This is a genomic window from Streptomyces sp. NPDC088766, assembly GCF_044750845.1.
GTDB lineage: Bacteria > Actinomycetota > Actinomycetes > Streptomycetales > Streptomycetaceae > Streptomyces.
In genome coordinates, this window is the sequence record NZ_JBIVKQ010000006.1 from 282,026 (window position 1) to 307,416 (window position 25,391).

The following is a 25,391-nucleotide window of genomic DNA, read 5'->3' on the forward strand; positions in this document are numbered from 1 at the left end:
TCGGCCGCGGCGGGCGGCGGCGGTCGCCGCCGCGGTCACGCGGACGGCGCCCCGCCTCCCGGACCTGGCCGGGTCCGGGCCGCGCGGGGCAGGGTCAGGCTCCCGGCGACGCCGGCCAGCAGCACGACGACGGCGCACCAGAGCCAGCCCCAGCGGTAGCCGGCCAGCTGGGCGGCGACCGCCGGGTGCGCCGACTCACGTGCGGTCCGGGTCGCGGCCAGGGCGACGAGAACGGCCAGCCCCACGGCCCCGCCGACCTGCCGCGAGGTGTTGAGCAGGCCCGAGGCCAGGCCGGCGCCGCCGGGACCGGTGTGGGCCGTGGCCGCCATCGTCAGCGGCAGGCCGCCGAGACCGGTTCCCAGCATCGCGAGGAACAGCGGCGCGGCGACCTGTCCGGCGTAGCCGCCGCTTGCGTCGAGCCGGGTCAGCCACAGCAGCCCGCCGGCGGCGGCCACCGCACCCGTGAGGTAGAGCACCCGCGAGCCCAGGCGCACCAGCAGGCGGGAGGAGACCACCGAGCCGGCGGCGATGCCGACGGCGGCGGGCACCATCGCCAGTCCGGCTCCGAGCGGGTCGAGACCCCGGACCTGTTGGAGGTACAGGGACATGAAGAAGAAGGTGGCCGGGACCACCCCGCCGGTGACCAGGCTCAGGGCGTTGGCCACGCTCAGCGACCGGATCCGGAAGACGGCGAGCGGGACGAGCGGGTTCGCGGCGGCCCGCTCCACGACGACGAACGCGGACAGCAGGACCGCCGCGCCCGCCAGGAGAGCGACGCTGGTGGCGGACCGCCAGCCCTCCTGCTCCACCGCGACGATCCCGCCAATCAGACACGCGGTCCCGCCGGTGACCGTCACCGATCCGGAGAGGTCGAGTCCGGCCCGGGTACGCAGGCGGTGACCGCCCCGCAGCGCCCAGCCGCCGACGAGCAGCAGGACGATTCCGATCGGCACGTTCACCATGAGCACCCAGCGCCAGCTCAGCAGGCCGGTGAGGAGCCCGCCGATCACGCCGCCGAGGGCCCCTCCCGCCCCGGAGACCGCCGACCAGATGCCCAGAGCGCGCGCACGCTCGCGGCTGCCGGTGAACGCGGTGGTCACCATCGTGAGCGTGGCCGGGGTCAGCACCGCACCACCGAGGCCCTGCAGCACACGGGCGGCCACCAGCTGCCAGCCCTCCTGCGCCACCCCGCCGGCCAGGCTGGCCGCGGTGAACACGGCGAGCCCCGCGAGGAAGACCCGCTCCAGTCCGAGGAGGTCGGCCGCCCGGCCGCCGAGCAGCAGGAAGCCGGCGAACGTCAGGGCGTAGCCGCTCACCACCCACTGCAGCCCGCCGGCGGACAGGTGAAGGCTGTCCCGCATCGACGGGAGCGCCACGTTGACGATCGTGACGTCCAGGACGCCCATGAACTGGGCCGCGCAGGTCAGTACGAGCACCAGCCACGGCCGCCGGGTGACCGGGGACGCCACGGCGGCCGGGGCCTTCACGAGCGCCCCGGTCACGGGACGACGTCCAGCGCGAACGGCAACTCGACCGAGGATCTGCCCACCAGCAGCCGGTGGGTGCCGGCCGGTATCGTCCAGGCCGAGCGGGCGGTGTCCCAGCGGCTGAAGGCCCGCTCGTCCAGCCGGACCCGGACCTCCGCGCATTTTGCCGGTGCGAGCCGGACGCCCGCGAAGCCGGCCAGCCGGGCGTCGCTCTCCCCCGGTGCCTGGGCGTAGACCTGCACGACCTCCCGGCCCGGGCGCGGGCCGGTGTTGGCGACGGTCGCCACCACGGCCACGCCGTCCGCCCCGCGTTCGACGCGCGCGGCGCGCAGCTCCCAGGTGGTGTAGCCCAGCCCCGATCCGAAGGCGAAGCGCGGTGCCGTACCGGTGCGCCGCAGGTGACGGTAGCCGGTGGGCTCGGTGGCGGTGTAGTCGAGCGCCAGGTCCGTGTCGAGCCGCTCCCCCCAGGTGGACCGGTCCTCGTCGCGGCAGGTCACGGTGACCGGCATCCGGCCCGCGGGCTCGGCGTCGCCCGAGAGGACCGCGGCCAGTGCCGGGCCGAACTCCTGGCCGGGCAGCCATGCGTAGAGGACGGCGGCGACGTCGTCGGCCCACGGCGCGTCGACGGGACGGCCCGCGTTGACGACGACGACCGTGCGCGGGTTGGCCGCGGCCACGGCGCGGATGAGGCGCACCTGCTCGTCGGGCAGGGCCGACGACGGCAGGTCCCGGCTCTCGCGGGCCGTCTCCAGCACGTCACCGACCACGACGACGGCTGCGTCCGCGGCGGTGGCGGCCCGGACGGCGCGGTCGAGGGCGTCCTCCGGCTGCGGCGGGAGGCATCCGACGGTGAGGGCCTGGACCCGCGATCCTGCGGAGGTCATCTCCACGGTGACCTCCACCGGTACGCCGGCGGTCAGTTCCACCTCGCCGGTACTCATCCCGGCTCGGGCGACCTGCCCCATGACGTCCGCCGGAGCCGGGGCGGGCCGGTGGGCGACGAGGGCGCCGTCGACCCGGACCGTGGTCTCCCCCGATCCTCCGCCTCCCACGGTGTACCGGCCGCCGGCCTCGGGGGTGAGGACGGCGGTCAGCCGGAGCGTACCGGGCTGCGTGGTCGGGCCGGCGCCGGGCACCGTGCCGAACCAGACGAACGCGGAGTCCGCGCGCGTCTCGGTCAGGACGGGCCGGGTCGCGTCCCCGCGGAAGTGCTCGAGCAGGACGCCCGGCTCACCGTCCGGGGTCGTGACCCGGAAGCCGGCCAGCGTCTCCGGCAGGGTCCGGACGACTCCGTCCTCGACCCGGACGTCGCAGTGTGGACCGAACCGGTCGCGTACCGCCTGGGCGGGGGTGGTCACCTCGCCCGTCGGCCGGACCCGGCCGAACGTCGCCCCCTGGAAGGTGGGGCGCACGGCGTTGGGTCCGATGACCGCCAGGCGGTCCAGTGCGCCGGGGTCCAGCGGCAGCAGGCCGCCCCGGTTGCGGACCAGCGTCGCCGACGCGGCCGCCGCCGTCGCCAGCACCGCGGGCGCCCGGTCCTCCCCCACGTGCTCGTCCGGAGCGGTCACCTGCCGCTCGGTACCGGCCAGTGCCCCGGTCCGGCCGGCCAGCCGCAGCAGCCGGGCCACCGCGTCGTCGAGCCGCTCCTCGGGCACCGAGCCGTCGTCGACGGCTGCGGCGAGCCGCTCGCCGAAGAAGATCGCCGGGCCGGGCATCTCCAGGTCGAGTCCGGCGAGCGCGGGGCCGACGGTGTCCTTGAGCGCGAAGTAGTCCGAGAGGACGAGCCCGTCGAACCCCCACTCCTCCTTGACGATCCGCAGCAGGTCCGCGTGGGCGGCGCAGGGCACGCCGTTGACCCTGTTGTAGGCGGTCATCAGCATCCAGGCGCCGCCCTCTACCACCATCTCGAACGGTCGCAGGTACATCTCGCGCAGGGTCGCCTCGTCGACGGTCGCGTTCATCCGCTGGCGTTCGGTCTCGGTGTCGTTGCAGACCAGGTGCTTGGGACAGGCCGCCACCCCCTGACTCTGCAGCCCCCGGACCAGTGCCACCCCCAGCACTCCGGCCAGCAGCGGGTCCTCCGAGTACATCTCGAAGGTCCGGCCGGACAGGCCGGTGCGGGCGAGGTTGAGGTTGGGCGCGTAGACCCCGCCGTAGCCCCGGCGCAGCGCCTGTGAGCCCTGGACCAGGCCCACGGCCCTTACGACATCGGGGTCCCAGGTCGCGCCGAGGGCCGTGCCGCAGGGCAGCAGGAAGGCGGTCTCCCGCTCGTCGAAGGTCGGGCTGACCAGTCCGAGGGGGCCGTCACCGAGCAGCATCGGGGACAGACCGATCTCGGGCGCGGCCCTGGTGCTCCAGCCGGTCTCCCCCGCGGTCAGCCCGGCACGTCGGCCGAGGGACAGCCGGCGGAGCGTCTCCGCCGGCTCAGGTGCGGCAGCGGTCACCGCGAGCTCAGCTTGGGCATGACCTCGGTGGCGAAGAGTTCCAGCGACCGCTTGCCCAGCTGCCGGCGCTCGGGGGTCAGCGGGCCGCCGAGGAAGCCGCCGAGGACGTTGCCGATGCCGATGTCGCGGACCTCGGCGAGGTGCTCGGCCACGGTCTCCGGGCTGCCCCAGACGCACCAGGTCTTCTGCCATCCGGGGTTCAGCGCGTTCGGCGGGGGCCGCAGCTGCACGCCGCTGAGCCGCTCGGCCTCCAGGTTCGCCTGGTGCTCCCGTTCGATTGCGCCCTGGTACTGCTCCATCAGCAACTGGAACTCGTCCTCGGCCTGGGCGTCGGACTCCGCGACGTGCACGTGCTGGTAGGTGTGGGTGGTCCACTCCAGGGCGAAGTCGACCCGCTCCTGGGGGTGTCCGGCGGCCTCGAGCGCCTCGCGGTAGGCGGTGAAGTAGCGCCGCAGGTGGGTCAACGGCTCGCCGTCGTCCAGCACCGGCGGAGTGAACGCGAGGATGAAGGCGGGCTGGGCGAGCTTCGCCGCGCGTTCCACGCTCGACGGCCTCGCGGCCACCGACATCAGCTGCGGACCGCGCTCGGAGTACGCCGCGGGCACGATGCGCGAGACGACGGCGCCCTTGTAGTGGCCGTTGTCGAAGACGACGGGCTCGTCCGAGGGCTGCTTGGCCCACAGCTGCTGCACGATGTCGAGGTTGGAGACCGAGAGGTCCGCGGTGTCCTTGTAGTTGACGCCGAGGCCGATCATCTCCTCGGGCGTGGTGCCGCTGCCGATGCCGATGAGGGCCTTGCCGTCGGTGAGCTGGTCGATGAGGTTGAGGCGCTCGGCGAACCGGACGGGGTGGTGCAGCGGGATGGTCTGCACCGAGAAGCCGAACCACAGCCGGGGCAGTCTGGCCGCCAGGTGGGCGGCGAACATCATCGGGTCGCCGGCGGGCGGACAGTAGCCGGTGAAGTGGTGGTCGGGGAGGAACACGGCGTCGAATCCGAGCCGCTCGACGTCGACGGCGTGGTCGATCAGCGCCCGGGTGACGGCGCGGTCGTCACCCGGGCCGGCGGAGCGGGTGGTGAGAAAGGCGGAGAAATGCACGTCGGCCTCCAGGTCGGTGCGGGTTGGTGAGGTGGTGCAGGAGTGGTCAGGCGGACAGCAGCCCGTCGGCGCGGGCCGCGCCCACGAGCAGTCGTTCGAGGCAGGCGCGGAGCCGGGCGGGTGACTCGGCTCCGCTGAAGCCCATGAGGTGGAGGGACAGGACGACACGGCCGGAGCCGTCCCGCACCGGGGCCGCCAGCGACGTGACCTCGCTCAGCTGCTCGACCGGACGCCGCAGCCCCGGCTCGGGCCCGCGCTCGACGAGATCCCGCAGCACGGCCGCCGGGTCGGCGTCGGCCGCGGTCACGGCGTGCTCGAACCGGTCGGCGGCGGCGTGCCCCGTGGTGACCTGGTAGCCGAGGTCCCGCACGGCCCGCAGGTCGCTGTCGGCGTTCCGTCCCGCCGGCATGCCGGTCAGCCGCGCTCCGCGCTCCCGCCAGGCCTCCTGCTGCGCCTCGTCCGCCCAGGCGGCGAAGAGCGGACCGAAGGGAGCGGCGAGCGGGAAGGTGGCACCCACGCGCGTTCCGCTGCCTCCGGGGGTGGTCCCGATCCCGGCTGCGGCCAGAGAGACGACCGAGTCGTCGACCACCCCGCCGACCAGGCATTCCAGCCCCAGGTCACGGGCGATCGCCTCGGCCTCCGGGCGCACGAGATCCGCCAGTCGCAGCTGGGCGCCGAGCCCGGGGCCCTCTGCCTGGATGGACGGCAGCGAGGGCGCCCCGTAGCCCCCGCGGACGAAGAGCAGCGGCAGGCCCGACCGGTCGGGCACCGCCAGCTCGCGGACCCGGCCCAGCACCATGTCGTGGTCACCGGCCGGCAGGACGTCCTCGATGTCGCAGTCGACCCAGAGGACCGCACCGCGTACCCGTGGATTGCCCGCGGCGGTGTTCTCGTCCGCGTGCACGTCGAATCGGTCGGACGCCTTCGTGACGAAGGCGCGGCACACCTTCTCCTGGTCCGCGGCCAGGACGCTCACGCTGAAGCGGCCGGTCTCGCGGATGCGTGGCCAGGTGGTGCTGGACCGGTCCGGCAGGAAGCCGACGAGCGGAGGGTCCAGGGACACCGACGTGAACGTGCCCACGACCATCGCCACCGGGGTGCCGTCGAGGGCCCGGGAAGCGACCACGGAGACGCCCGTCGGATAGTTGCCGAGCGCGCGGCGGAAGTCCCGTGCGCCGGAGGCCGCTGCCGACTCTGACATCGCGATCCCCAATATTAGAATGCGGATTTTGGTTCTGAACAGTAGAGGCCCACGGCCGCGAGGTCAACCATCGGTCGGCGGCGGGCGCACATGCGGTCGGCGGCGGCCTGCGGGGTGACGGGGACCACTCGTCCCGAGAGCACACGCAGCCGCCCTCCGAGCGGAGTCGGGGGGCACCACCGACGGCGTGCGTGTGGCGCACGGCATGGACCGTGTGAAGCGCAGCATGATGCGAACGGGGAGGCGGCGGAGCGACGGTCGGCGCCGGGACCAGGGAGGCAGCCCCCACGACTAAGGGGGCGAGCCCCCCTGGAAACCGCCGGAGAGGGCGGCACGGGGTCCTACCCCGTGCCGCCCGCAGGGCTCGACGAAGGGTCGACAGCGGCTCGACGAGAGGCGCATGCGGTCAAGCGGATGAACAGCGTCCTGAACAGCGCCCCGAGCATGCGGAACGACAGGCCGTCACTCGGGTGCTTCAGTCCGCCGCTTCATGCAGCAGAAAGGCCAGGCACATCGCACCGAGGTCCTCCACCAGCGTGCCCAGGTCGCTGCCTTCGGCAGCCTCGGCGGAGGTGTCCAGGGCCAGGGCGCGGGCGAGCGCGGCGTAGACGGTGACGAAGCAGGAGCCGACGGCGCGTGACGGGTCGGGATGACGGATCTCGTCGGGGCGCGCGAGGAGGAGAGCGGTGAAGCGGTCGCGCAGGTCCGTGTAGCCCGCCTTGCCGACGGCGGCGATCTCCGGGTCGGTCGCGCCGCGCTGCTGGAAGGCGCCGAGGATCCCGCCGTTGCGGGCCAGCATCCGGGCCAGCTCGGCGATCAGCGCGGGGACGAGGCGGCCGAGGGGCTCGCCGTTCCAGCGGTCGGGGTCGGCGAGCTGCCGGTGCTCTGCGAGCATCCGGTGCTGGAAGCGCTGCTGAGCGGCGCGCAGCAGATCGTCCTTGCCGTCGACCCGGGTGTAGATGGAGCCGATGGAGACGCCGGAGCGGCGGCTGACCTCGGTCAGGGCGAAGCCGGCGTAACCCTTCTCCATGAGCAGTTCCAGCGCGGCGTCGAGGACGCGCTCGAAGGAGCGCTGGCTGCGCTCCTGCTTGGGGGCCCGGATGCCGCTGCGCTCGCCGTCACGGCGTTGCCGGCTCGGGTCGAAGGGAACCACACCGAAAGTCTACGGGGGATGCCCGGCGGGACGGCCGCCTTTCGGGGAAAGATCCGGCGGGACGGCCGCCCTTCGGGGGAAAGATCCGGCGGGACGGCCGCCCGGCGTGCGGGATGCCCCGGTCCGGCGCTGTCAGGCGGGCCGGACCGGGGAGTTGTGGTCAGCCCTCGTTCAGGGCCGGTGTCAGGGTGCGCCTCACGCCGACGCTCACCGGCAGGGGAGAACGGCTGCGCCGTCCGGCCGCGGCGGCGAGCCGGGCAGAGGCCGGGCACGGTGCGCGCCGTTCCCCTCAGGGCGCCGGGGTGAGTGCGTGGGTGAAGCTCGCCACCTGCGCACCGAGCAGGCCGAGTTGGGCGGCGGCGGCCGGATCCGTACAGGTGCCGTCGGGACCGAACAGTGCCGCTCCGCCCGTGTTGAGGGTGACGCCGAGCGGCGTGGGCCAGCCGCGCATCGCGTGGACGACCGACCGCAGTGCCGCCAGGGTGGTGCCGCAGCCCTGCCAGCCGGCGGCGGTCACCACACACCCCACCGCACGGCCGTCGAAGTAGACGCGGGTGTCGTCGCGCAGGTCCTCCAGCAGATCGAGGGCGTTCTTGACGAGGCCGGAGATGCCTCCGTGGTAGCCGGGGGTGCCGATGACGATGCCGTCCGCGCCGCGGACGGCATCGACGAGGGCCCGCTGCTCGGCCGTGCGGTGCGGGTTCTCCGGCGCGTAGAGCGGGAGCCGCGCGAGGAACGCGCCGCCGAAGTGCGCGGTCTCGGCACCGTGGGCCTCGGCGGCCCGCAGAGCGGTACGCACTGCCAGTTCACTGCTGGAGCCCGGGCGGGTGGTGCCGCCCAGACCGACGATCAGACGGGTCATGACCGGCCTTCCGGAGAGTCGCGAAGAATCAGAATGGTGATTCTGAAAATATACGCGGCGCGGAAGCCGGTCAAGACCCTCCCCCTGCCCGCCGGAAGGCACATGCGGCCCCTTGACGCCTCCCATCCGGCAGACCATCATTGATGATGTATTCGCTATCGAATGGATATTCACCATGCCCTGGCGAGAAGCCGGACCTCGCGATGCGATGAACCTCTCCGGTGAGTTCGCGTGTGCGGTGGCAGGACGGGCGGCCCCGCCCGGGCACGCTCGCGAGCGCGCCCGGGCGCGTGTTCCGGCGAGTGCCAGTGATGCGGGGCCGCCGACTTCCCACCCGCCCCGGACGTCGCTCCCCGCGTCGCGTCGCCTCGCCCACAGACATCAGGAGGACAGGACGTCATGAGCACTGCCCCGGCAGACCTGAGCGGTGGGCCGCTCCCCGCTTGGAGCCCTCTCGAGATCGAACTGACCGCGCAACGGCCTTACACGCACCCCTACCGCGATGTCGAGGTGTGGGCGGAGTTCACCCATGACTCCGGGACGGTGGTGCGCCGGCCCGGCTTCTGGGACGGCGGTTCCACCTGGCGGCTCCGGTTCGCCGCTCCGCTGGCTGGCGGTCGCTGGACCTGGCGAAGCGTCAGCAGCCCGGCCGACCCCGGACTCGACGGGCAGCGGGGAGAGCTGACCGTCGCCGACCGCCCGGCCGTCGGCAACCGTTTCCTCCGGCACGGTTTCTGGCGGATGTCGCCGCAGGGCCGCAGTCTCGTCCACGCCGACGGCACCCCAGCCGTCCTGGTGGGCGACACCGCGTGGGCGCTGCCCTGGCGGGCCACCGAGCAGGACGTGCGCGTGTACGCCGCCGACCGGCGGGCGAAGGGTTTCAACGCGGTGCTGATGATGAGCGTCCAGCCCGACAGGGAGGCACGCGGGCCGCGGGACCGCACCGCCGACCACGGTTTCGACGTGGGGTTCGAAGACCTGCCCGAGGGGCACATCAACGAGCTCAACCCGGCCTATTTCCAGTACCTGGACCGTCTGACGGGCATCCTGGCGGAGCACGAGATCGTGCCGGTCCTCCAGCCCCTCTTCCAGGGATGGGGCTGGAAGGGACAGGGGGGCGACTCCGGAGCGGTCGTCCCTCCCGAGGAGTACGCCCGCTACTGCCGCTACCTCGTCGCACGCTACGGCGCCTCGCCGGCCGTCTGGCTGGTGGGAGCGGACGGCTCCGGTGAGGAGCCGCAGATCGCGGCCGGCGGGGCGGAAGTCGGCCGGTGGGACGCATACCGGCAGCCCTGCGGCATCCACTACGCGCCGTTCTTCGCCAACCGGGCCCATCAGGACGCGGACTGGCTGGACTTCCAGTGGTGCCAGACCGGACATCGCGGCGAGCACGTACCCGAGCGGGTGGCGGACATGTGGCGCAACACACCCGCGAAGGCCGTGGCGAACGGAGAGCCCACCTACGAGCGCGGGGGCGTGCCGGACAAGGCGGTGGGCTGGTGGCAGGGCCACGAGGCATGGAGCAACCTCTGTGCGGGCGGCACCATGGGCGTCGTCTACGGCGCGGGCAGCCTGTGGCAGTGGCGCCTGCACCCCGAGGAGCCGGGGCACCACGACTATTTCCTCGCCGAGGACGCGGGCTGGCGCGAGGCACTGGACTTCGAGGGCTCGCGGTACGTCGGACTGGTCGGCCGGATTCTCGACGGCCTGCCCACCGCGGACATGCACCCCGACTGGGAGATCTCCCAGTCCCGACGCGCCCTGTTGAACCCCGGCGTGCTGTTCATCGCCTACTGCGAGCACGGAGGAGCCGTGGGCATCAGGGACCGGACCGGCACCCGGGTACCGCGCGCCTACCGCGTGATCGACCCCCGCACGGGCGAGATCACCGGTAAGGGGGTGCGCACCGACGGCATGGACGTCATCCCGGACGAGGGCGGCGCTCCGAGGGTCTACATCTGCTACGACGGCTGACTCCCGCGGCCCGGCACCGGGCCCGTGGCCGAGGCACCGGGCCCGTGGCCGAGGCGGCGAGCCCGTGGCCGAGGCGGCGGACTCCGGCCTGCCACCCGCCCGGCATCGCCCGGGGGCGGAGGTCGCCGGACCGCCACGACGGGCCGGCGCGGGTGGACGCGGACCGACGGCGTCGCGGGCTCCTCGACGCCGCGGTCGTACCGCATCAAGTTGCGGTGATTCACCGTCATCATCGAACAGGCATTCAGACCCTCAGGGAGGGTGTCGGCATGGCAATCAATCGGCGCAAGTTCCTCAGCCAGGCGGCTGGGACCGCGACAGGCACCCTGATCGGCATGGGGACCGGAGTCGGGACCGCCGCGGCGGCATTCACCGGCACGGAGCCGGAACACACCGACGGCTCCCGCGGCAACGGACACCGCCCGCGGGTGCTGGTGTCGACGGACATCGGGGGCACGGACTTCGACGACTTCCAGTCCATGGTCCATCTCCTGGTGTATGCCGACCGGCTGGACATCGAAGGGCTGGTGTCCTCGCCGTTCGGCCCCGGCACCAGGGACGACATCCTTCGCGTCATCGAGGCCTACGAACGCGACCACCGCAATCTGAGGACGTACTCGCCGCACTACCCGTCCCCAAGACGGCTCCGGGCGATCAGCAAGCAGGGCGCCCTCGCCTCGGCCACGAGCCGAGGTTTCGGTGAACCGACCGAGGGCTCCCGGTGGATCGTCAGGTGCGCGCGGAAGAAGGACAGGCGGCCGCTGGACGTCCTGGTCTGGGGAGGCATCGACGACCTCGCCCAGGCGCTGCACGACGCCCCCGACATCCTGCCGAAGCTCCGTGTGCACTACATAGGCGGACCGAACAAGCTGTGGGCCGTGGACGCCTACGACTACATCGAGACCCACCATCCGGAACTGCGGATCATCGAGTCCAACGCGACCTACCGCGGCTTCTTCACCGGCGGCGACCAGAGCGGCGAGTGGGGCAACGCGGCGTTCGTGGAGCAGCGCATCGCGGGGCACGGCGCGCTCGGCGACTTCTTCGCCGCGCAGTCAGCTCAGGTGAAGATGGGTGACACCCCGTCCGTGCTCTGGCTCCTGAACGGCCCCCAGGAACCGGCACAGCCGGGCTGGGGCGGGAAGTACGTCCGCGTGTGGGACGGGAGGAAGACGGTCTTCGACCGTCTGACCACGGCGCAGGACACCGCGGAGGTATACGGCGTCGTCGAGTTCGCGATCCCGGTCCCCGAGGGCTACGGCCCGGACAACACGGCGCGGATGGTGATCGACAACCGCACGGGGGGCCCGTTCCCGGCCGCCGTCCACGAGGGGAACGTACTGCGGTTCCGCTTCTCGCCACGCGATCCGAAGGTGTGGCCCTACGTGATCCGGAGCGACCACCCCGCTCTCGACGGCCTGTCGGGCGCGGTCACCGCCACGCCGCCGCCCGCCGAGCGCGCCGGCAGGCCGTCGACCGTGCACCCCCACTGGTGGACCGACGACCAGGATCCGGTGTTCGCCGAAGGGCCATGGGTCGGCGCGAAGCACGTCAGCCGGTGGCGTGCGGACTACCTGAGCGACTTCGCCGCACGGATGGACCGCTGCCGCGTCCCTGCCGCCCGCTGAGGACGCGTGCACCCCGGCCACCGGGCCGACGCTCCGGGACGCGCCCTCACCTCAACACCTTGAATATCTATTCCATATCGATTCTTTATTGCCCAGTCGGTTCTTCCGCGCCATCATGACCGTCGGCCCACCCGTCAGGGCCGGCGGTTTTCGTCACGTCGTCACGGAAGGCATGACAGAAGCCGACGCGATCGAGCGGAAGACCTGCACTCACAGTCGGCCCGGCAGGGCGGACACCCGAAGAACAGTGCGCAACCGCCGCCGTCGAACTGTCATGCCCACTACAGGAAGGGCACCATGAAAAGAAGACACGGCTTACTCGCCGGCGTATGCAGCGGGATCACCGCGCTCGTCATCCTCATGACGGTGGCGCTCGCCGGCGCGGGCACCACGACGGCGGTCGCGGCGAGCAGTTGCACGGCGACCCTGTCGGCCGCCGAGACATGGGGCGACCGGTTCAACCTGCACGTGGCCGTCACGGGTTCGGACACCTGGACCGTCACACTCGGCCTGAAGCCGCGACAGTCCCTGCAGAACAGCTGGAACGCCAAGGTCACCGCCTCGGGCAGCACGATCACCGCCACACCCAGCGGCGCCGGCAACAACTTCGGTGTCACCATCATGAACGGCGGCGGCAGCAACACCGACTGGCCCACCGTCAGCTGCACCATCCCCGGCACCACCACACCCCCGACCACACCACCACCCACCACACCGCCACCGTCCGGCACCGCCCAGCTCAAGCCGCGGATCGTGATCATGACGGACATCACGTCGGCCAACTGGGAGCCGGACGACCTGCAGTCGCTGATCCATGTGCTGGCCGGCGCCGACATGTACCAGATCGACGGCATCGTCTCGACGACCGGCTGGAGCCTGGACGGCAGCAGCCCGCTGCAGACCTCGCACATCCACGACGTCATCAACGCCTACGCCAAGGACCTGCCCAGACTGATGAAGCGCAGCGGGCAGACCGGCTTCCTGTCGGACGAGAGCCGGCAGAAGATCGGGTACTGGCCCAGCCCGGACTACCTGCGCGGTGTGGTGAGGGAGGGCCTGAACGTCCGCGGCATGGGCGGCGTCGGCTCCGGCAAGGACTCGGCGGGCAGCAACCATGTGATCAACGTGGTGGACCGCTCGGACCCACGTCCGGTGTGGGTGACCTTCTGGGGCAGCGGCAACACCCTGGCCCAGGCACTGTGGCGGGTCCAGAACACCCGCTCGGCCGCCGAGCTCAACCAGTTCGTCTCGAAGGTCCGCGTGTACGCCATCACCGACCAGGACCGCGGCTACACCGGCGAGGGCTACGCCAACAGCTCCCAGGCCTGGATGCGCAAGACCTTCAGGAACCTCTTCTACATCTGGGCCGAGAGCGCCTGGGGCGAGTACGGCTCGAAGATCAAGAGCAGCTACTGGTCTCAGTACACCTCGAAGATCCAGGGACGCGGCTCGCTCGGCGGGCTGTACCCGACGTGGAAGTACATCGTCGAAGGGGACTCGCCCAGCTGGCTGCACCTGTGGCCGGGCCTGAACGACCCGGGCGACCCGAGCCAGTACGGCTTCGGCGGCCGGTTCGTCTACGGCACCGGACCGGACGGCCAGACGCAGGCCTACGTCGACAACTCCGGCGACGCGGCCAACCAGAGCCGGGCCGCGGTCAACCGCACCCTGCAGGACCAGACGAACGACTTCATCTCCCGGATCGACTGGGCCACCAACGGCACCGGCAACCGCAACCCCCGCGCAGTCGTCAACGGTGACTCCGGTTACGCCCCGGTCACGGTCGACGTGTCGCGGGGCACCAGTGTCACGCTCAGCGCCGACGGCACCACGGATCCCGACGGCAACACCGTCGGCTACGGATGGACCCAGGACACCGGAGCCGGATACTCCGGGACCGTCGGCCTCAGCGGGGCCAACACCCGCTCGGTGACCGTGCAGGTTCCGTCCGACGCCGCGGGCAAGACCATCCACCTCGTCCTGCGCGCGGCGGACAACGGCAGCCCCGTCCTCGCGTCCTACCGCCGCGTCGTCCTCAGGGTCGGCTAGCCGGGTCCCCGCCCGTGGTCCCCAACTCCTTCACAGAGAGGTTCGTCCATGAAGAGGTCCATGAAAAGAAAGAACGGTCTGCTCGCCGGGGTGGCGAGCGGCGCGACGGCGTTCGCCCTCCTGACGACGGTGGCGGCGCTCGCCGGCGCGGGCACCACGACGGCGGTCGCGGCGAGCAGTTGCACGGCGACCCTGTCGGCCGCCGAGACATGGGGCGACCGGTTCAACCTGCACGTGGCCGTCACGGGTTCGGACACCTGGACCGTCACACTCGGCCTGAAGCCGCGACAGTCCCTGCAGAACAGCTGGAACGCCAAGGTCACCGCCTCGGGCAGCACGGTCACCGCCACACCCAGCGGCGCCGGCAACAACTTCGGCGTCACCATCATGAACGGCGGCGGCAGCAACACCGACTGGCCCACCGTCAGCTGCACCGTCCCCGGCACCACCACACCCCCGACCACACCACCACCCACCACACCGCCACCGTCCGGCACGGGTGTGAAGCCGCACATCATCCTGTCGACGGACATGCCGCCGGTGAACGGGATACCCGGCGGTGAGTCGGGCCCGGCGAACCAGAAGTCGGACCTGGACGACCCCCAGACCCTCGTCCGCTTCCTGTCCTACGCGAACGACTTCCAGATCGACGGCCTCATCGCCTCGGCGGCGACCTTCGCCAACTACGCCAACAAGCAGAACATCCTCGACGTCGTCAACGCGTACGCCCAGGTCTACCCGAACCTCAAACTCCACGACCCCGACTACCCCACCCCCGACTCCCTGCGCGCCGTCACCAAGCAGGGCCGCGACGGCACCTGGGGCCAGCCGGCGAGCAACATCCTGGGCGCGGGCAAGGACAGCGAGGCCTCCGACCACATCATCGGCGTGATCGACAAGGCCACCGCCCCGGTCTGGTTCGTCAGCGCGGGCGGTCCCCGTGAGCTGGGCCAGGCCCTGTGGAAGGTGAAGAACACCCGCAGCGGCGCCGACGTCAACACCTTCGTCTCCAAGCTCCGCGTCCACCTCATCGCCGACCAGGACGGCAGCGCCGCCTGGATGCGCGACAACTTCCCCGGCCTGTTCGTCATCAGCGACAACTGCTTCACCGGCATGGCCAACACCGGTCCCTACAACGGCACCTGGCTGAAGAACAACGTCACCACCGGCCACGGTGCCCTGGGTGCCCTGTATCCGCTGTCGCACTGGACCTACAACGACCAGGGTGTCTACGAGGGCGACACCCCCGGCTTCCTCCAGGTGCTCAACGGCGCCCGGGGCCTGGGCGACCCCGACGACCCCGCCCTGGGCGGCTGGGGCGGCCGCTTCAAGCAGGACGCCCCCAACCGCTACAGCTGCGCCTCCGACGGCGCCGGCTCCATCTCCCGTTGGGAGACCGCCCGCAACCAGGACTTCGCCGCCCGCATGGACTGGGCGGTCAAGCCCTACAACCAGGCCAACCACAACCCGGTCGTCAAGCTCAACGGCGACGCCACCCGCAACGTCCTGAGTGTCAACGCCGCCGCCGGTTCCAGCGTCGCCCTCAGCGCCAACGGCTCCACCGACCCGGACGGCAACAGCCTGTCCTACAAGTGGTACCAATACCCCAGTACGGCCGGCCTGTCCATCAGCAACAGCACGAGCGCCAACGCAAGCTTCACCGTGCCCAACGTCCGCGGGACACAGATCCAGATCGTCCTCGAGGTGACGGACAACGGCAGCCCCAGCCTCACCAGCTACCGACGACTCGTCGTCAACGTCTCCTGACCCACCGACCTGACAACGGCAGGCCGTGTCCGACACTCGGACACGGCCTGCCGCTCTGGACGTCGACGTGGTCGTCAGGGACTGGTGCAGGTGAGCGAGGGTGAGGTCGCCGACCCTGTGGCGGTGAATCCGAAGGTGGTCGAGCCGGAGGCCGGCAGGGACCCGTTGTAGTCGACGTTGCGCACCGTGACGGCGGAGCCGCTGGTGTTCAGCGTGCCGCTCCACAGCTGGCTGATGGCCTGGCCGCTGCCCAGACCCCACTTCACGGTCCACCCGTTGATCGCCGAGCTGCCCGCCTTCACGGTGACCTCGCCCTGGAAGCCGCCGTCCCACGAGCTGACCGTGCGGTAGCTCGCCGCACAGGCCCCGCCCGGCACCCCCGTCGGGGTGGAGGTCGGGGTCGTCGTCGGTGTGGCGGTGGGGGTCGGGGTGGGAGTGGGCACCGATGAGCCCAGGCGCGGGCCGGCGCAGTTGCTCACGAGGGAGGGCACGTTGGCGGCCGGGTCCGCCGTGTAGCTGTACGGCGGCGTGGTGAAGGGTGTGACGCCGCCGCCCGTGCCGCCGGCTCCGGTGTCCTTCTTGCCGGTGGTGTTGTCGTACGTGTTGCCCCGGGCGACGATGTACGACGGCCGGTCGTACATGAACTGGTGCGGGTTCTTGGTGTTCTTGAAGTAGTTGTTCTCGATCAGGGCCGAGCCGAGCGCCCCGACACCGATCGCGTAGGTGTTGCCGGTGGTGGTGTAGTAGTTGTCGTAGATGTGTCCCTTGCCGAACAGCAGTCGCGGCAGACGCTGGTCGGTGAGGTCCGCGAACCAGTTGTGGTGGAAGGTGACGTTGTTCTTGCCGGCGTCGGTGGAGTCGTGGTCGCCGCCCGCGCCGATCAGGCTGACGAAGCGGTGCGAGTTCGAGGAGTCGGTGTACCAGAACTTCACCCAGGAGACCGTCAGGTGGTCCGAGCCCCTGGTGAGGTCCAGGAGCCCGTCTCCGGCGTCCCAGATGTTCAGGTGGTCGAACCAGAGGTGGTGGGAGCCGCGGGCCGCGAGGGTGTCGGCCGGGTAGTTGCCGAAACCGACTCCGTGGATGTTCAGGTTGCGCACGATGATGTTGCTGTTGCCCGACGTGATGTTGAGACCGCCGTGGATCGTCGCGTTGCCGTCGGCGCCGATCAGTGTCTTGTTGCTGGCGATGTCCACGGCGGTGGTCCCCGTGTCGATCGTTCCCGAGATCCTGAGGACGCGCGGCGTGGAGTCGCCGGCGTACTTCTTCAGGTCGGAGAGGCTGGTGACGGTCTGCGGGGTGGCGTTCCCGCCGCCCGTGGTCGTGCTGACGCCGCTGCCGGCGACGGACGCCCATCCGGTCAGCGTGCTGTCACAGCTCGCGGCCTGCGAGCTGCCGCGGGCGGCGATCACCATCCCCGTGCTCGCCAGCAGCATGGAGAGGGCGATCGTGAAAACCCGCCACGGTCGGAAGCGGAACGGTGCGGATCCCGCCGAGCGCGGTGGCACCGCCGTGGTCGTGGCTAACTCCTGGCTCATGGTGAGGTGTCCCTTCCTCATTGGTCGGTGTGCGGTTCTCCAGCGGGAACGTCACTTCACTGTCGCGATGACGCGCTGGTAGCCGGTGAGCGGCGGGGTTCCCTCGTCCGTCACCTGGAGGATCAGGTGGATCGTCTGGCCGGGTCGCGCGTCGGCCGGCACGGTGAAGGACGGGTGGAGCGTGTCGGAGCGGCCGATCGCGACCGACCCGGGATAGGTGCCGGCCTCCCGGTACTGCCACCAGGTGCAGGTGTAGGCGTCGCGGTCGGGATCCGCCGCGGTGGCGTCCAGGCGCACGGTCTGCCCCGGCTTCACGCGTATGTCGAGCCGACCGGCCGGCACGTTCGCGACCGGGGCGTGGTTCGCCTGCCGGTGGTCGGACGCCGTCGTCCAGGCGACCCGGGCGGCGAAGTCGTTCTGGATGTCGCCGGTCCAGCGGGCCTGCGGGTAGGACCTGTCGTCCGTGCCGGTCTCCGGATTACGGTCACGTACCTGGTCCCCGGCCTCCCCCAGGTACGACGGCAGGTCGGTCCACGTGTGCGGCTTCACCTCGGTGAAACGGCCGCCCCAGCCGCCGTACGTCGGGTCCTCGGCGCTGCGCAGGCCGTTGGCGATGTGGTGGGTGAAGGACGGGGAGTCCCCTTCGGAGACGAACTCGCCCTCCTCGAAGTCGCTGCCGCCGGCGCGGCGCGGCCCGACCGGGTAGTCCTGGTTCAGGGGCCCCTTGACGATGTTCTCCGTCATCCACGGGCCCTGGTAGTACGACAGCTGGGAAGCGGGTACGCGGCTCTTCCACTTGTAGGCCATCGGCTGGAACTGGTCGTTGTTCATGATGACCCGGACGTCGGGCCAGTTCTTCGCGATGTAGTCCTTGTAGGTGGTGTCCTGGTCGAGAATGATGTAGACGAGCGCCTTCTGGGAGACCTTGCGCTGGATCTCCGGCCAGGCCGCGGTGCCGGAGTACTCGTCCTCGATGGACTTGAGCGCCCGGGCGACGGTGTTGGTTCCGCCCCAGGTGTCGAGCCAGAGCGGCCCGGGCCGGTCGTCGAGCAGCTTCTGCCTGATGAGGTCCGACCCCGGGGTGTCCTTCTCCATCTCGCCGACGTTCTCGATGTTGCCGACCCTGACGACGCTCGCGAGGCGGGCCGGTGCGGGATAACGCGGGTCGTGTTTGACGAGGTTCGGGTACACCTGGGCGTAGCCGCCGCCCAGCATGTCCGTCATCCAGGTGGTCCCGGCCCAGTTGCCGTGGGAGGGAATCGTGCTTCCGTTGCCGGCCCAGTGGAACCGGGAGCTGTTGTAGACGAGTCCCTGGACGTCGAACTCGTCGGTGTAGAGCAGGAATCGGTGGAACGACGCCTTGTCGTCGATCTCCCCGTCGGTGGTGACGATGACCCGGGGCCGTGGAGTCGTCAGGTGGGCCGCACGCGCGAGCCCGGCGGCCTCGGCGCTCCCGGCGGCGTCACAGCCGCCGGCCTGCGGGGTGCTCGCGTGTGCGGGACCGACGGACAGCAGAGCCGCGAGCGTGGTGAGGATCGCCGGCAGCGCTCCTCGCGCACGACGCGGTCTCTTCACGGCACGCACGCCGTCGACCGGGTGATTCTGTTTCTCGTGGCTGTGCGGGGGTCGCATGCTCCACCCTTCTTCGGGATCGGCCGAGAACAAGGGCCGAATGGGCAGGTACCGGGCAGGCGGCGGCGTTCGCGCATGGCGGCCGCCGAAGCGACGCACGACTGACATCGTTGCCAGCCGGTGCGGTCGAACGGGCAGGTGCCGTCGCCGTACGCGAGGCGATGGCGGGGAGGCCTGGGGCCGCCGCCTGCTTCGCCCGTCATGATGGCTACGGAAGTGACACGGGGCAATAACGGCCCATCGCTGAATATATATTCAGATCTTGTCGGCGAAGGATCGAACCACTTCGCCCGGCGAGGCCCGGGCACCGCGGCCAGCCGGCGCGGGCGCGCCCGACGGCCTGGATCACGACCCGCGCGTGACGGGTGAGCGGGACACCGCCACCGTCCGTTCCGGCGTCGGATGTAGCGGGTCGCGCTTTTCGAGGTCGGGGCAGACCTCGGCGTACAGCTTGAGGTGCGATGTCCCGGATCGTGCGCTCCCGGTCCGGCGCATCGAGCTCGCCGACCCTCCCGTTCCGGCTGCCGCCGCTCCCCGCTTCGCCGTCGCGGTGGGTGAAGGCACGTCCCAGCGTCCCTCGGTGTGGGCCACGGTTGCGCCGGAAGCGACGGCGAGAGCAGCCGTCGCCGCGAGTACCCCCTGCGCAGCCGGGAGCCCGGGCAAAGGCGCGGGCCCGCCGGGAACAGGCATCGCGGGCCGGACGGGTCACCGCAGACATGCCGTGGAGCGACCTTCGCGCCACCTTGACAGGCCTCGGGGTCATGGCCCAACATCACAACCACAAAACAATTCAGGCCTGAATGGATATTCAATGCTCACCGCAGACATCTCCGCCGCGGCGCGGTTCCGCGATGCACGGCGGGCCATGCGCGACAGCGGACAGGACGAGGTGGTCCGTTCGCTGCGGTCCATGTCGGCCGAGATCCGCAGACAGATCCTTCGCATGATCGACACGGCTCAACTGGGGCACGTCGGCGGGGACATGTCCGTCACGGACATCCTGGTGACCTTGTTCGGCGCCGTGCTCGAGGTCGACCCGGAGCATCCGCGGGCGCCGGACCGCGACCGGTTCATCCTGAGCAAGGGCCACTGCGCCGCCGCCCTCTACTCGACGCTCGCCTGGTGCGGCTACTTCTCCGCGTCGGAGCTCAGTTCCTTCATGGCTCCCCTGTCACCGCTGAACGGTCACCCCAACCGGCGGAAGGTGCCCGGCGTCGAGACCAACACCGGCCCGCTGGGCCACGGCTTCCCGGTGGCGGTCGGCTGCGCGCTCGCCGCGCGCCTGCGGGGCTCCGCCAGCCGCACCGTCGTGGTGCTGGGCGACGGCGAGATGCAGGAGGGCAGCAACTGGGAGGCGGCCATGACCGCCGGTCACCACCGGCTGTCCTCACTGACCGCGATCGTGGACCGCAACCGGCTGCAGCAGGGCGCCCGCACGGAGGAGACCGTCGCCCTGGAGCCGCTCGACGAGAAGTGGGCGGCCTTCGGCTGGGAGGTCCGCGTGGTCGACGGGCACGATCACGCGGCACTGCTCGATGCCGTGCGGCCCTCCGTCACGGGCCGGCCCGTGGCCGTGGTGGCCAACACCGTAAAAGGCAAGGGAGTGTCGTTCATGGAGGACCGGGTCGAATGGCATCACAAGGTACCGACGTCCGAACAGGTGCGGGAAGCCGTCGCGGAGCTGTCCCGGTGACCCGGATCTCCGCGCCGGTCGCCGCGCCGGCCCACGACTGCCGCCAGGTGTTCGCCGAGGAGCTCATCGCCCTCGCACGGGCCGACGAACGAGTGGTCGCGGTGTGCAACGACTCGGTGGGCTCCAGCAACCTCGTCGGTTTCCGCAGTGAGTTCCCCGACCGGCTGATCAACGTGGGGATCGCCGAGCAGGACCTCGTGGGCGTCGGCGCGGGCCTCGCCAACGGCGGCCTGATCCCGTTCGTCTCCGCGGCGGGGCCCTTCCTGACCGGCCGCGCGCTGGAACAGATCAAGGCCGACTGCGCCTACAGCGGACACAAGGTGATCCTGTGCGGCCAGAGCCCCGGCATGGCCTACGGCGAGCTGGGCCCCACCCACCATTCCGTGGAGGACCTGTCGTGGCTGCGGGCGATCGCCGATCTCCCGGTGATCGTACCGACCGACCGTGAACAGACCCGGGCCGCGATACGGTGGGCCTATGCCTCGGACGGCCCCTGCTACCTGCGCATTCCCCGCTTCAAGGTCCCGGACGTCGTCCCGGTGGACGCGCCCTTCGAACCGGGCCGCGCGGTGACCCTGCGCGAAGGCGGCGACGTCACCGTGGTGGCGATCGGCACGATGGTCTCCAGGGCGCTGCAGGCCGCCGACACCCTGGAGACCGAGGGGATCTCGACCCGGGTGATCAACTGCCCGTTCGTCGACCCGCTCGACGAGGAGGCCATGGTCCGCGCCGCGAGGGAGACGCGCGGCATCGTGACGGTGGAGGAAGCCACCGTCACCGGCGGTCTGGGGGCGGCGGTGGCCTCCGTGGTGGGTCAACGGCACCCCGTTCCGCTGCGGTTGCTCGGCGTCGACGGCTTCGCACCCACCGGCGACGCCGCCTTCCTCCTCGACCACTTCGGCCTGACCGCCGACGGCATCCGCCTGGCCGTCGTCGACGTGCTGGGGTCCGCGGGCGTATGAACGACAGGCCACCGCACGAGACCGAGTTGCTTCTGGCGATCGACCAGGGAACCTCCGCCACGAAGGCTCTCCTCCTGGACACCCGGGGTTCCGTGGTCGGCACCGCTTCCGCCCCCGTCCAGGCGTCGCATCCCCGCCCCGGATGGGTGGAGCAGTCACCGGCGGACATCTGGCGCAGTGTGCGCGAGGCGGTGCGCGTCTGCGTGGAACGCGCGCCCCGGGGACGGATCGCCGGCGTCGGACTCAGTACCCAGCGCGAGTCGGTGATGATGTGGGAGCGGGCCACCGGGAACCCGGTCGGACCGCTCCTGGGGTGGCAGGACCGCCGTACCGCCGACCGGTGCGGCCGTCTGCTCGGCGAAGGTGCCGGGCCACGGGTCCGGGCCGTGACCGGGCTGCCGCTGGACCCCATGTTCAGCGCCCTCAAGGCGCAGTGGCTGCTGGACGCGTACGACCCCGACCGGTCGCGCGGCAGACGCGGCGAACTGTGCCTGGGCACGGTGGACTCCTGGCTGCTGTGGCAGCTCACGGGCGGTGCGGCGCACACCGTCGAAGTGGGCAACGCGGCGCGCACGCAACTGCTCGACGTACGCCGCCGGCAGTGGGACCCGGACCTGCTCGCCCTGTTCGGGATCCCCGCACAGGTACTGCCGGCCGTAACCTCCTCCACCGGTCCCTTCGCGCCGCTGCGCGGCTTCGCGCCCGTACCGGACGGCACGCCGGTCACGGCGGTCCTCGGCGACTCGCACGCCGCCCTGTTCGGACACGGGGTGTTCGCACCGGGGCAGGTCAAAGCCACCTACGGCACGGGCTCGTCCATCATGGGGCTGGTCGCCGACCCGGCGACGGCCGCGAAGGACGGGCGGCTGTGTCTGACCATCGCCTGGGACGACGGGAGCCCCGCCTACGCCGTGGAGGGCAACATCCGTTCCTCCGGAGCCACGCTGCGCTGGCTGGCCCGGCTGGTCGGCCGCACCGAGTCCGAACTCGCCGCGCTCGCGGCCCCGGACGCCGGCGGAGCACACGTGGTGCCCGCGTTCGGCGGACTGGCCGCGCCCTGGTGGGACAACGAGGCGCAGGGCGTCATCAGCGGCCTGTCCTTCGGGACGGACCTGCCGGCGCTGGCCCGTGCGGCGCTGGAGTCCGTGGCCTTCCAGGTCGAGGACGTGATCGCAGCCGTCGAGGAGGTCACCGGTCCCGTCTCGGTGATCCTGGCCGACGGCGGTCCGACCGACAACGCGGACCTGATGCAGATACAGGCCGACACCTCCCAACGGGTCGTACGGCGCCCCCACGCCCGTGACCTGTCGGCCCTGGGCGCCGCCCACCTCGCCGGGCGCGCTCTCGGGTTGTTCACGGCCGGGCAGCTGGCCGGCATGCACCGCGAGAGCGACGTCCACCGCCCGCGGCGTGACCCGGCGGACAACCACGCACGCATCGCGGCCTGGCACGACGCCGTCCGGCGCGCACGCGCACAGCACGGTGGCGCGGACGCGGCCACCTGACCGCGGACGGCACCTCACCCGGCTCCCCGCCCGAGGTGCCGTCCGTCACGAATCCCAGTGAGGCGAAGCGCATGTCCCGAGTCCGTCGCGTCGCCGGACACGAGCAGGTGGACAGGGTTCGGCTGATCGTGCGGGTGGCCCGCATGTACCACGAGCGGGGCCTGCGGCAGAACACGATCGCGCAGCAGCTCAACCTGTCCCAGGCGGGTGTCTCACGGCTGCTGCGCGCGGCCGGCGACCTCGGCATCGTCCGTACGGTGGTCGTGCCGCCCAGCGGCATCCACAGCGAACTGGAAGACGCCCTCGCCGCCCGCTACCGGCTCACCGACGTGGTCATCACGGACCGGGGCGCGGCCGCCGGCCACCCGCGCGCCGTGACGCGGGCCCTGGGATCGGCCGCCGGAAGCTATCTGGAGACCGCCTTCCGCACCGGCGACCGGATAGGTGTGTCGGCCTGGAGCCGGACACTGCCGGCAGCCGTGGACGCCGTGCCGCCCCGCAAACAACCGCTGGGCGGCACGGTCGTACAGCTGGCGGGGTGCATGGGCGATCCGCGGAATCAGACGCGGGCGACCCGGGTGACCTACCGGCTGGCCGACCGCGTGGGTGCCGTTCCCCTCTTCGCGCGGTCGCCGTGCCTGGCAAGTTCCGCCGAGGCGCGGGACGCCGTCCTGCGGAACCCCGTGATGTGCGAGGTCGGCCGGGCCTGGCAGCACCTCGACGTCGTCCTGGTGGGCATCTCGGCCGCCGCTCCCGGGGCGGCGCCGGGGGCGTCCGAGGACGCCGTACCGGAGGAGCTGACCGCGCCGGGCCGTACGGGAGCGGTCGGCAGCATCTGCCGGCGGTTCTTCGACGAGGACGGCGCCCACCTCGACACCGTTTGGGGGGAACGCGTCGTCGGCATCACGGCCGACCAACTGCGCACCGTGCCGCGCAGGATCGCCGTCGCGGGCGGGGCCAGGAAGTACGCCGCCGTCCGTGCCGCGTTACGGGGCCGCTGGATCACCGCCCTGATCACCGATCTCGGTACCGGGCGGCGCCTCGCCGACGAGCCGTGACCACCCGTCCCCGTACCACGGCACGGTCGGTCCCGCACCGATGCGCGTGCGCGACGGCGCCGTCGGGGCGGGACGGTGAGGGCGGGAGCGGCGTGAGGTCCTTGTGCGCTTCGTCGGGGCCCGAATCGTGTCCCGCGTCGCTTCAGCCGCGGCTGACCAGACTGCGCGCGACCTCGACGTCGGTGATCAGGATGTTGATCCAGCCCCCGAGCGCGGCCCCGCGGATGGCGGCGATCTTCGACTCCCCGCCGGCGACACCGATACGCCGGTCCACGGAGCGCAGTTGCTCGGGGGAAATGCCGATGATGTGGTCGTCGAAGTCGGCCTTGACGGGCCGTCCCTCGGCGTCGAAGTAGCGGGTGCAGACGTCACCGACCGCGCCGAGTGCCTCGAGCTGCCGTTGGTCCTCGGGCGCGATGGCGTTGCCGGAACGGCGCAGCAGGGGTGAGGGTTCCAGCGTTCCGATACCGACCAGCGCCATGGTGAGCCTGGACCACGCCTTCACCACCGCGGCCACCGCCGGCTCCTGCCACAGCAGGTCACGCAGTTCCCTGCTGCCGACCAGCGCCGCCGACGGGGCGAACACCGGGCGGGCCCCGGTCAGCTCGGCGAGCCTGCTCGTGAGACGGGTGGCGTGCAACTGCACCTCGGGGCTGCCGGATCCGCCGACGATCTGCACGATCTCCTCGGCGACCGGCGTCGTCTTGGCCCGCATGACGTTGACGGACTCCAGCAGGGTCGCGCTCCACGAGGAGATGCCGATGACGTCGCCGCCCTTGAGCGTGGCGTCCAGGTAGGTGGCCGTCGCCGCGGCCAGCGCGGGGATGACGGCCGTGCCCGCGCCCTCGGTGTCGACGACGACGGCGTCCCGGAGCCCGTACTGCTCCACCAGCGCGTCCTCGAGCTCCGCGTGGACACCGTCGGGCGAGACCACGACGGTGCGGACCACGTCGCGCTCCACCGCTTCCTTCAGCAGCCGTGACACCCGAGGCTGGGACATGCTCAACTGCGCCGCGATCTCAGGCTGCCGCATGCCGCGCTCGTGGTACATCCGGGCCACTTTCACCAGCAGCCGCAGATGGTCGGCGCTGGGAGTCGACGCGAGGACCACCGGTTTCATCCTTGTCTTCTCGTACCGCGGCGTTCCGGCACCGCGGTATCGGCTTGCAGCTTATCCGCGTGGAGCCGGGAGGGGGGGGGGGGGGGGGGGGGGGGGGCGCGCCCCCCCCCCCCCCCCCCCCCGGGGGGGGGGGGGGGGGGGGTTGGGGGGGGGGGGGGGGGGGGGGGGCCCCCCGGAGGGGGTGGAAGTGGGGAAAACCCGGACGCGGTGGCCGGGCCCGACCT

General features: G+C 71.7%; 17 protein-coding genes. 8 read left to right on the forward strand and 9 right to left on the reverse strand.

The genetic code is table 11. The annotated features are described in order from the left end of the window. Positions 1-35: 35 nt before the first annotated feature. The 6 genes from ACIP5W_RS11740 to ACIP5W_RS11765 all read right to left on the reverse strand — a co-directional run bounded on the left by ACIP5W_RS11740 (position 36) and on the right by ACIP5W_RS11765 (position 8,244). Positions 36-1,502 (reverse strand): MFS transporter, encoded by a 1,467-nt coding sequence (locus ACIP5W_RS11740; RefSeq protein WP_401470398.1) that lies wholly within the window; start codon positions 1,500-1,502, stop codon positions 36-38. Further along, positions 1,499-3,931 carry a glycoside hydrolase family 3 protein gene (locus ACIP5W_RS11745; protein ID WP_401470401.1) on the reverse strand — a complete coding sequence of 811 codons (2,433 nt, stop codon included), beginning with the start codon at positions 3,929-3,931 and terminating at the stop codon, positions 1,499-1,501. The genes ACIP5W_RS11740 and ACIP5W_RS11745 overlap by 4 nt, the downstream gene beginning before the upstream one ends. Further along, on the reverse strand, positions 3,928-5,028 hold the full coding sequence (locus ACIP5W_RS11750; RefSeq protein ID WP_401470404.1) for an LLM class flavin-dependent oxidoreductase: 1,101 nt from the start codon (positions 5,026-5,028) through the stop codon (positions 3,928-3,930). Before ACIP5W_RS11750 ends, ACIP5W_RS11745 begins: the two co-directional genes overlap by 4 nt. Before the next feature lie 46 nt (positions 5,029-5,074). Continuing rightward, positions 5,075-6,229: a flavin reductase gene (locus ACIP5W_RS11755; RefSeq protein WP_401470407.1), complete on the reverse strand. Its 1,155-nt coding sequence runs from the start codon at positions 6,227-6,229 to the stop codon at positions 5,075-5,077. Between the two features lie 475 nt (positions 6,230-6,704). Beyond that, positions 6,705-7,382, reverse strand: coding sequence for a TetR/AcrR family transcriptional regulator (locus ACIP5W_RS11760; protein ID WP_401470410.1), 678 nt, complete (start codon positions 7,380-7,382; stop codon positions 6,705-6,707). Positions 7,383-7,671: 289 nt separating this feature from the next. Beyond that, entirely contained in the window at positions 7,672-8,244 is a 573-nt protein-coding gene (locus ACIP5W_RS11765; protein WP_272173483.1) for an NADPH-dependent FMN reductase, read from the reverse strand. A gap of 399 nt (positions 8,245-8,643) precedes the next feature. Between ACIP5W_RS11765 and ACIP5W_RS11770 the strand changes: the two genes are divergently transcribed. The 4 genes from ACIP5W_RS11770 to ACIP5W_RS11785 all read left to right on the forward strand — a co-directional run bounded on the left by ACIP5W_RS11770 (position 8,644) and on the right by ACIP5W_RS11785 (position 15,662). Beyond that, positions 8,644-10,218 carry a DUF4038 domain-containing protein gene (locus ACIP5W_RS11770; protein WP_401470413.1) on the forward strand — a complete coding sequence of 525 codons (1,575 nt, stop codon included), beginning with the start codon at positions 8,644-8,646 and terminating at the stop codon, positions 10,216-10,218. A 269-nt stretch (positions 10,219-10,487) separates the two neighbouring features. Continuing rightward, on the forward strand, positions 10,488-11,846 hold the full coding sequence (locus ACIP5W_RS11775; RefSeq protein WP_401470416.1) for a DUF1593 domain-containing protein: 1,359 nt from the start codon (positions 10,488-10,490) through the stop codon (positions 11,844-11,846). A 297-nt stretch (positions 11,847-12,143) separates the two neighbouring features. Continuing rightward, positions 12,144-13,895 carry a nucleoside hydrolase-like domain-containing protein gene (locus ACIP5W_RS11780; RefSeq protein WP_401470419.1) on the forward strand — a complete coding sequence of 584 codons (1,752 nt, stop codon included), beginning with the start codon at positions 12,144-12,146 and terminating at the stop codon, positions 13,893-13,895. A gap of 60 nt (positions 13,896-13,955) precedes the next feature. Further along, a complete protein-coding gene (locus ACIP5W_RS11785) occupies positions 13,956-15,662 on the forward strand; it encodes a nucleoside hydrolase-like domain-containing protein (protein WP_401470422.1) in 1,707 nt (568 codons plus the stop codon). 74 nt (positions 15,663-15,736) lie between these two features. On the opposite strand, the gene ACIP5W_RS11790 is transcribed toward ACIP5W_RS11785, so the two are convergent. Continuing rightward, complete coding sequence (locus ACIP5W_RS11790) at positions 15,737-17,197, reverse strand: cellulose binding domain-containing protein (protein WP_401470425.1); 1,461 nt, start codon at positions 17,195-17,197, stop codon at positions 15,737-15,739. A gap of 51 nt (positions 17,198-17,248) precedes the next feature. Next, complete coding sequence (locus ACIP5W_RS11795) at positions 17,249-18,772, reverse strand: nucleoside hydrolase-like domain-containing protein (RefSeq protein ID WP_401470427.1); 1,524 nt, start codon at positions 18,770-18,772, stop codon at positions 17,249-17,251. Between the two features lie 868 nt (positions 18,773-19,640). Here ACIP5W_RS11795 and ACIP5W_RS11800 point away from each other — a divergent pair. From ACIP5W_RS11800 to ACIP5W_RS11815, 4 genes are all read left to right on the forward strand, one after another. Further along, a complete protein-coding gene (locus ACIP5W_RS11800; RefSeq protein WP_401470430.1) occupies positions 19,641-20,522 on the forward strand; it encodes a transketolase in 882 nt (293 codons plus the stop codon). Next, positions 20,519-21,484 carry a transketolase family protein gene (locus tag ACIP5W_RS11805; protein WP_401470433.1) on the forward strand — a complete coding sequence of 322 codons (966 nt, stop codon included), beginning with the start codon at positions 20,519-20,521 and terminating at the stop codon, positions 21,482-21,484. The genes ACIP5W_RS11800 and ACIP5W_RS11805 overlap by 4 nt, the downstream gene beginning before the upstream one ends. Further along, complete coding sequence (locus ACIP5W_RS11810) at positions 21,481-22,989, forward strand: glycerol kinase (protein ID WP_401470436.1); 1,509 nt, start codon at positions 21,481-21,483, stop codon at positions 22,987-22,989. The genes ACIP5W_RS11805 and ACIP5W_RS11810 overlap by 4 nt, the downstream gene beginning before the upstream one ends. A 71-nt stretch (positions 22,990-23,060) precedes the next feature. Continuing rightward, positions 23,061-24,047: a sugar-binding transcriptional regulator gene (locus ACIP5W_RS11815; protein WP_401470439.1), complete on the forward strand. Its 987-nt coding sequence runs from the start codon at positions 23,061-23,063 to the stop codon at positions 24,045-24,047. A 142-nt stretch (positions 24,048-24,189) separates the two neighbouring features. Here the strand turns inward: ACIP5W_RS11815 and ACIP5W_RS11820 are convergent, their stop codons facing one another. Further along, entirely contained in the window at positions 24,190-25,167 is a 978-nt protein-coding gene (locus ACIP5W_RS11820) for a sugar-binding transcriptional regulator (RefSeq protein WP_401470442.1), read from the reverse strand. Positions 25,168-25,391 lie beyond the last annotated feature (224 nt).

Bases quoted from the DNA above. Each gene is read 5' to 3' on its own strand.
- ACIP5W_RS11755 (WP_401470407.1), bottom strand. From the start codon at position 6,229: ATGTCAGAGTCGGCAGCGGCCTCCGGCGCACGGGACTTCCGCCGCGCG.
- ACIP5W_RS11765 (WP_272173483.1), bottom strand. From the start codon at position 8,244: ATGACCCGTCTGATCGTCGGTCTGGGCGGCACCACCCGCCCGGGCTCC.
- ACIP5W_RS11770 (WP_401470413.1), top strand. From the start codon at position 8,644: ATGAGCACTGCCCCGGCAGACCTGAGCGGTGGGCCGCTCCCCGCTTGG.
- ACIP5W_RS11775 (WP_401470416.1), top strand. From the start codon at position 10,488: ATGGCAATCAATCGGCGCAAGTTCCTCAGCCAGGCGGCTGGGACCGCG.
- ACIP5W_RS11780 (WP_401470419.1), top strand. From the start codon at position 12,144: ATGAAAAGAAGACACGGCTTACTCGCCGGCGTATGCAGCGGGATCACC.
- ACIP5W_RS11785 (WP_401470422.1), top strand. From the start codon at position 13,956: ATGAAAAGAAAGAACGGTCTGCTCGCCGGGGTGGCGAGCGGCGCGACG.
- ACIP5W_RS11790 (WP_401470425.1), bottom strand. From the start codon at position 17,197: ATGAGCCAGGAGTTAGCCACGACCACGGCGGTGCCACCGCGCTCGGCG.
- ACIP5W_RS11800 (WP_401470430.1), top strand. From the start codon at position 19,641: ATGCTCACCGCAGACATCTCCGCCGCGGCGCGGTTCCGCGATGCACGG.
- ACIP5W_RS11810 (WP_401470436.1), top strand. From the start codon at position 21,481: ATGAACGACAGGCCACCGCACGAGACCGAGTTGCTTCTGGCGATCGAC.
- ACIP5W_RS11815 (WP_401470439.1), top strand. From the start codon at position 23,061: ATGTCCCGAGTCCGTCGCGTCGCCGGACACGAGCAGGTGGACAGGGTT.
- ACIP5W_RS11820 (WP_401470442.1), bottom strand. From the start codon at position 25,167: ATGAAACCGGTGGTCCTCGCGTCGACTCCCAGCGCCGACCATCTGCGG.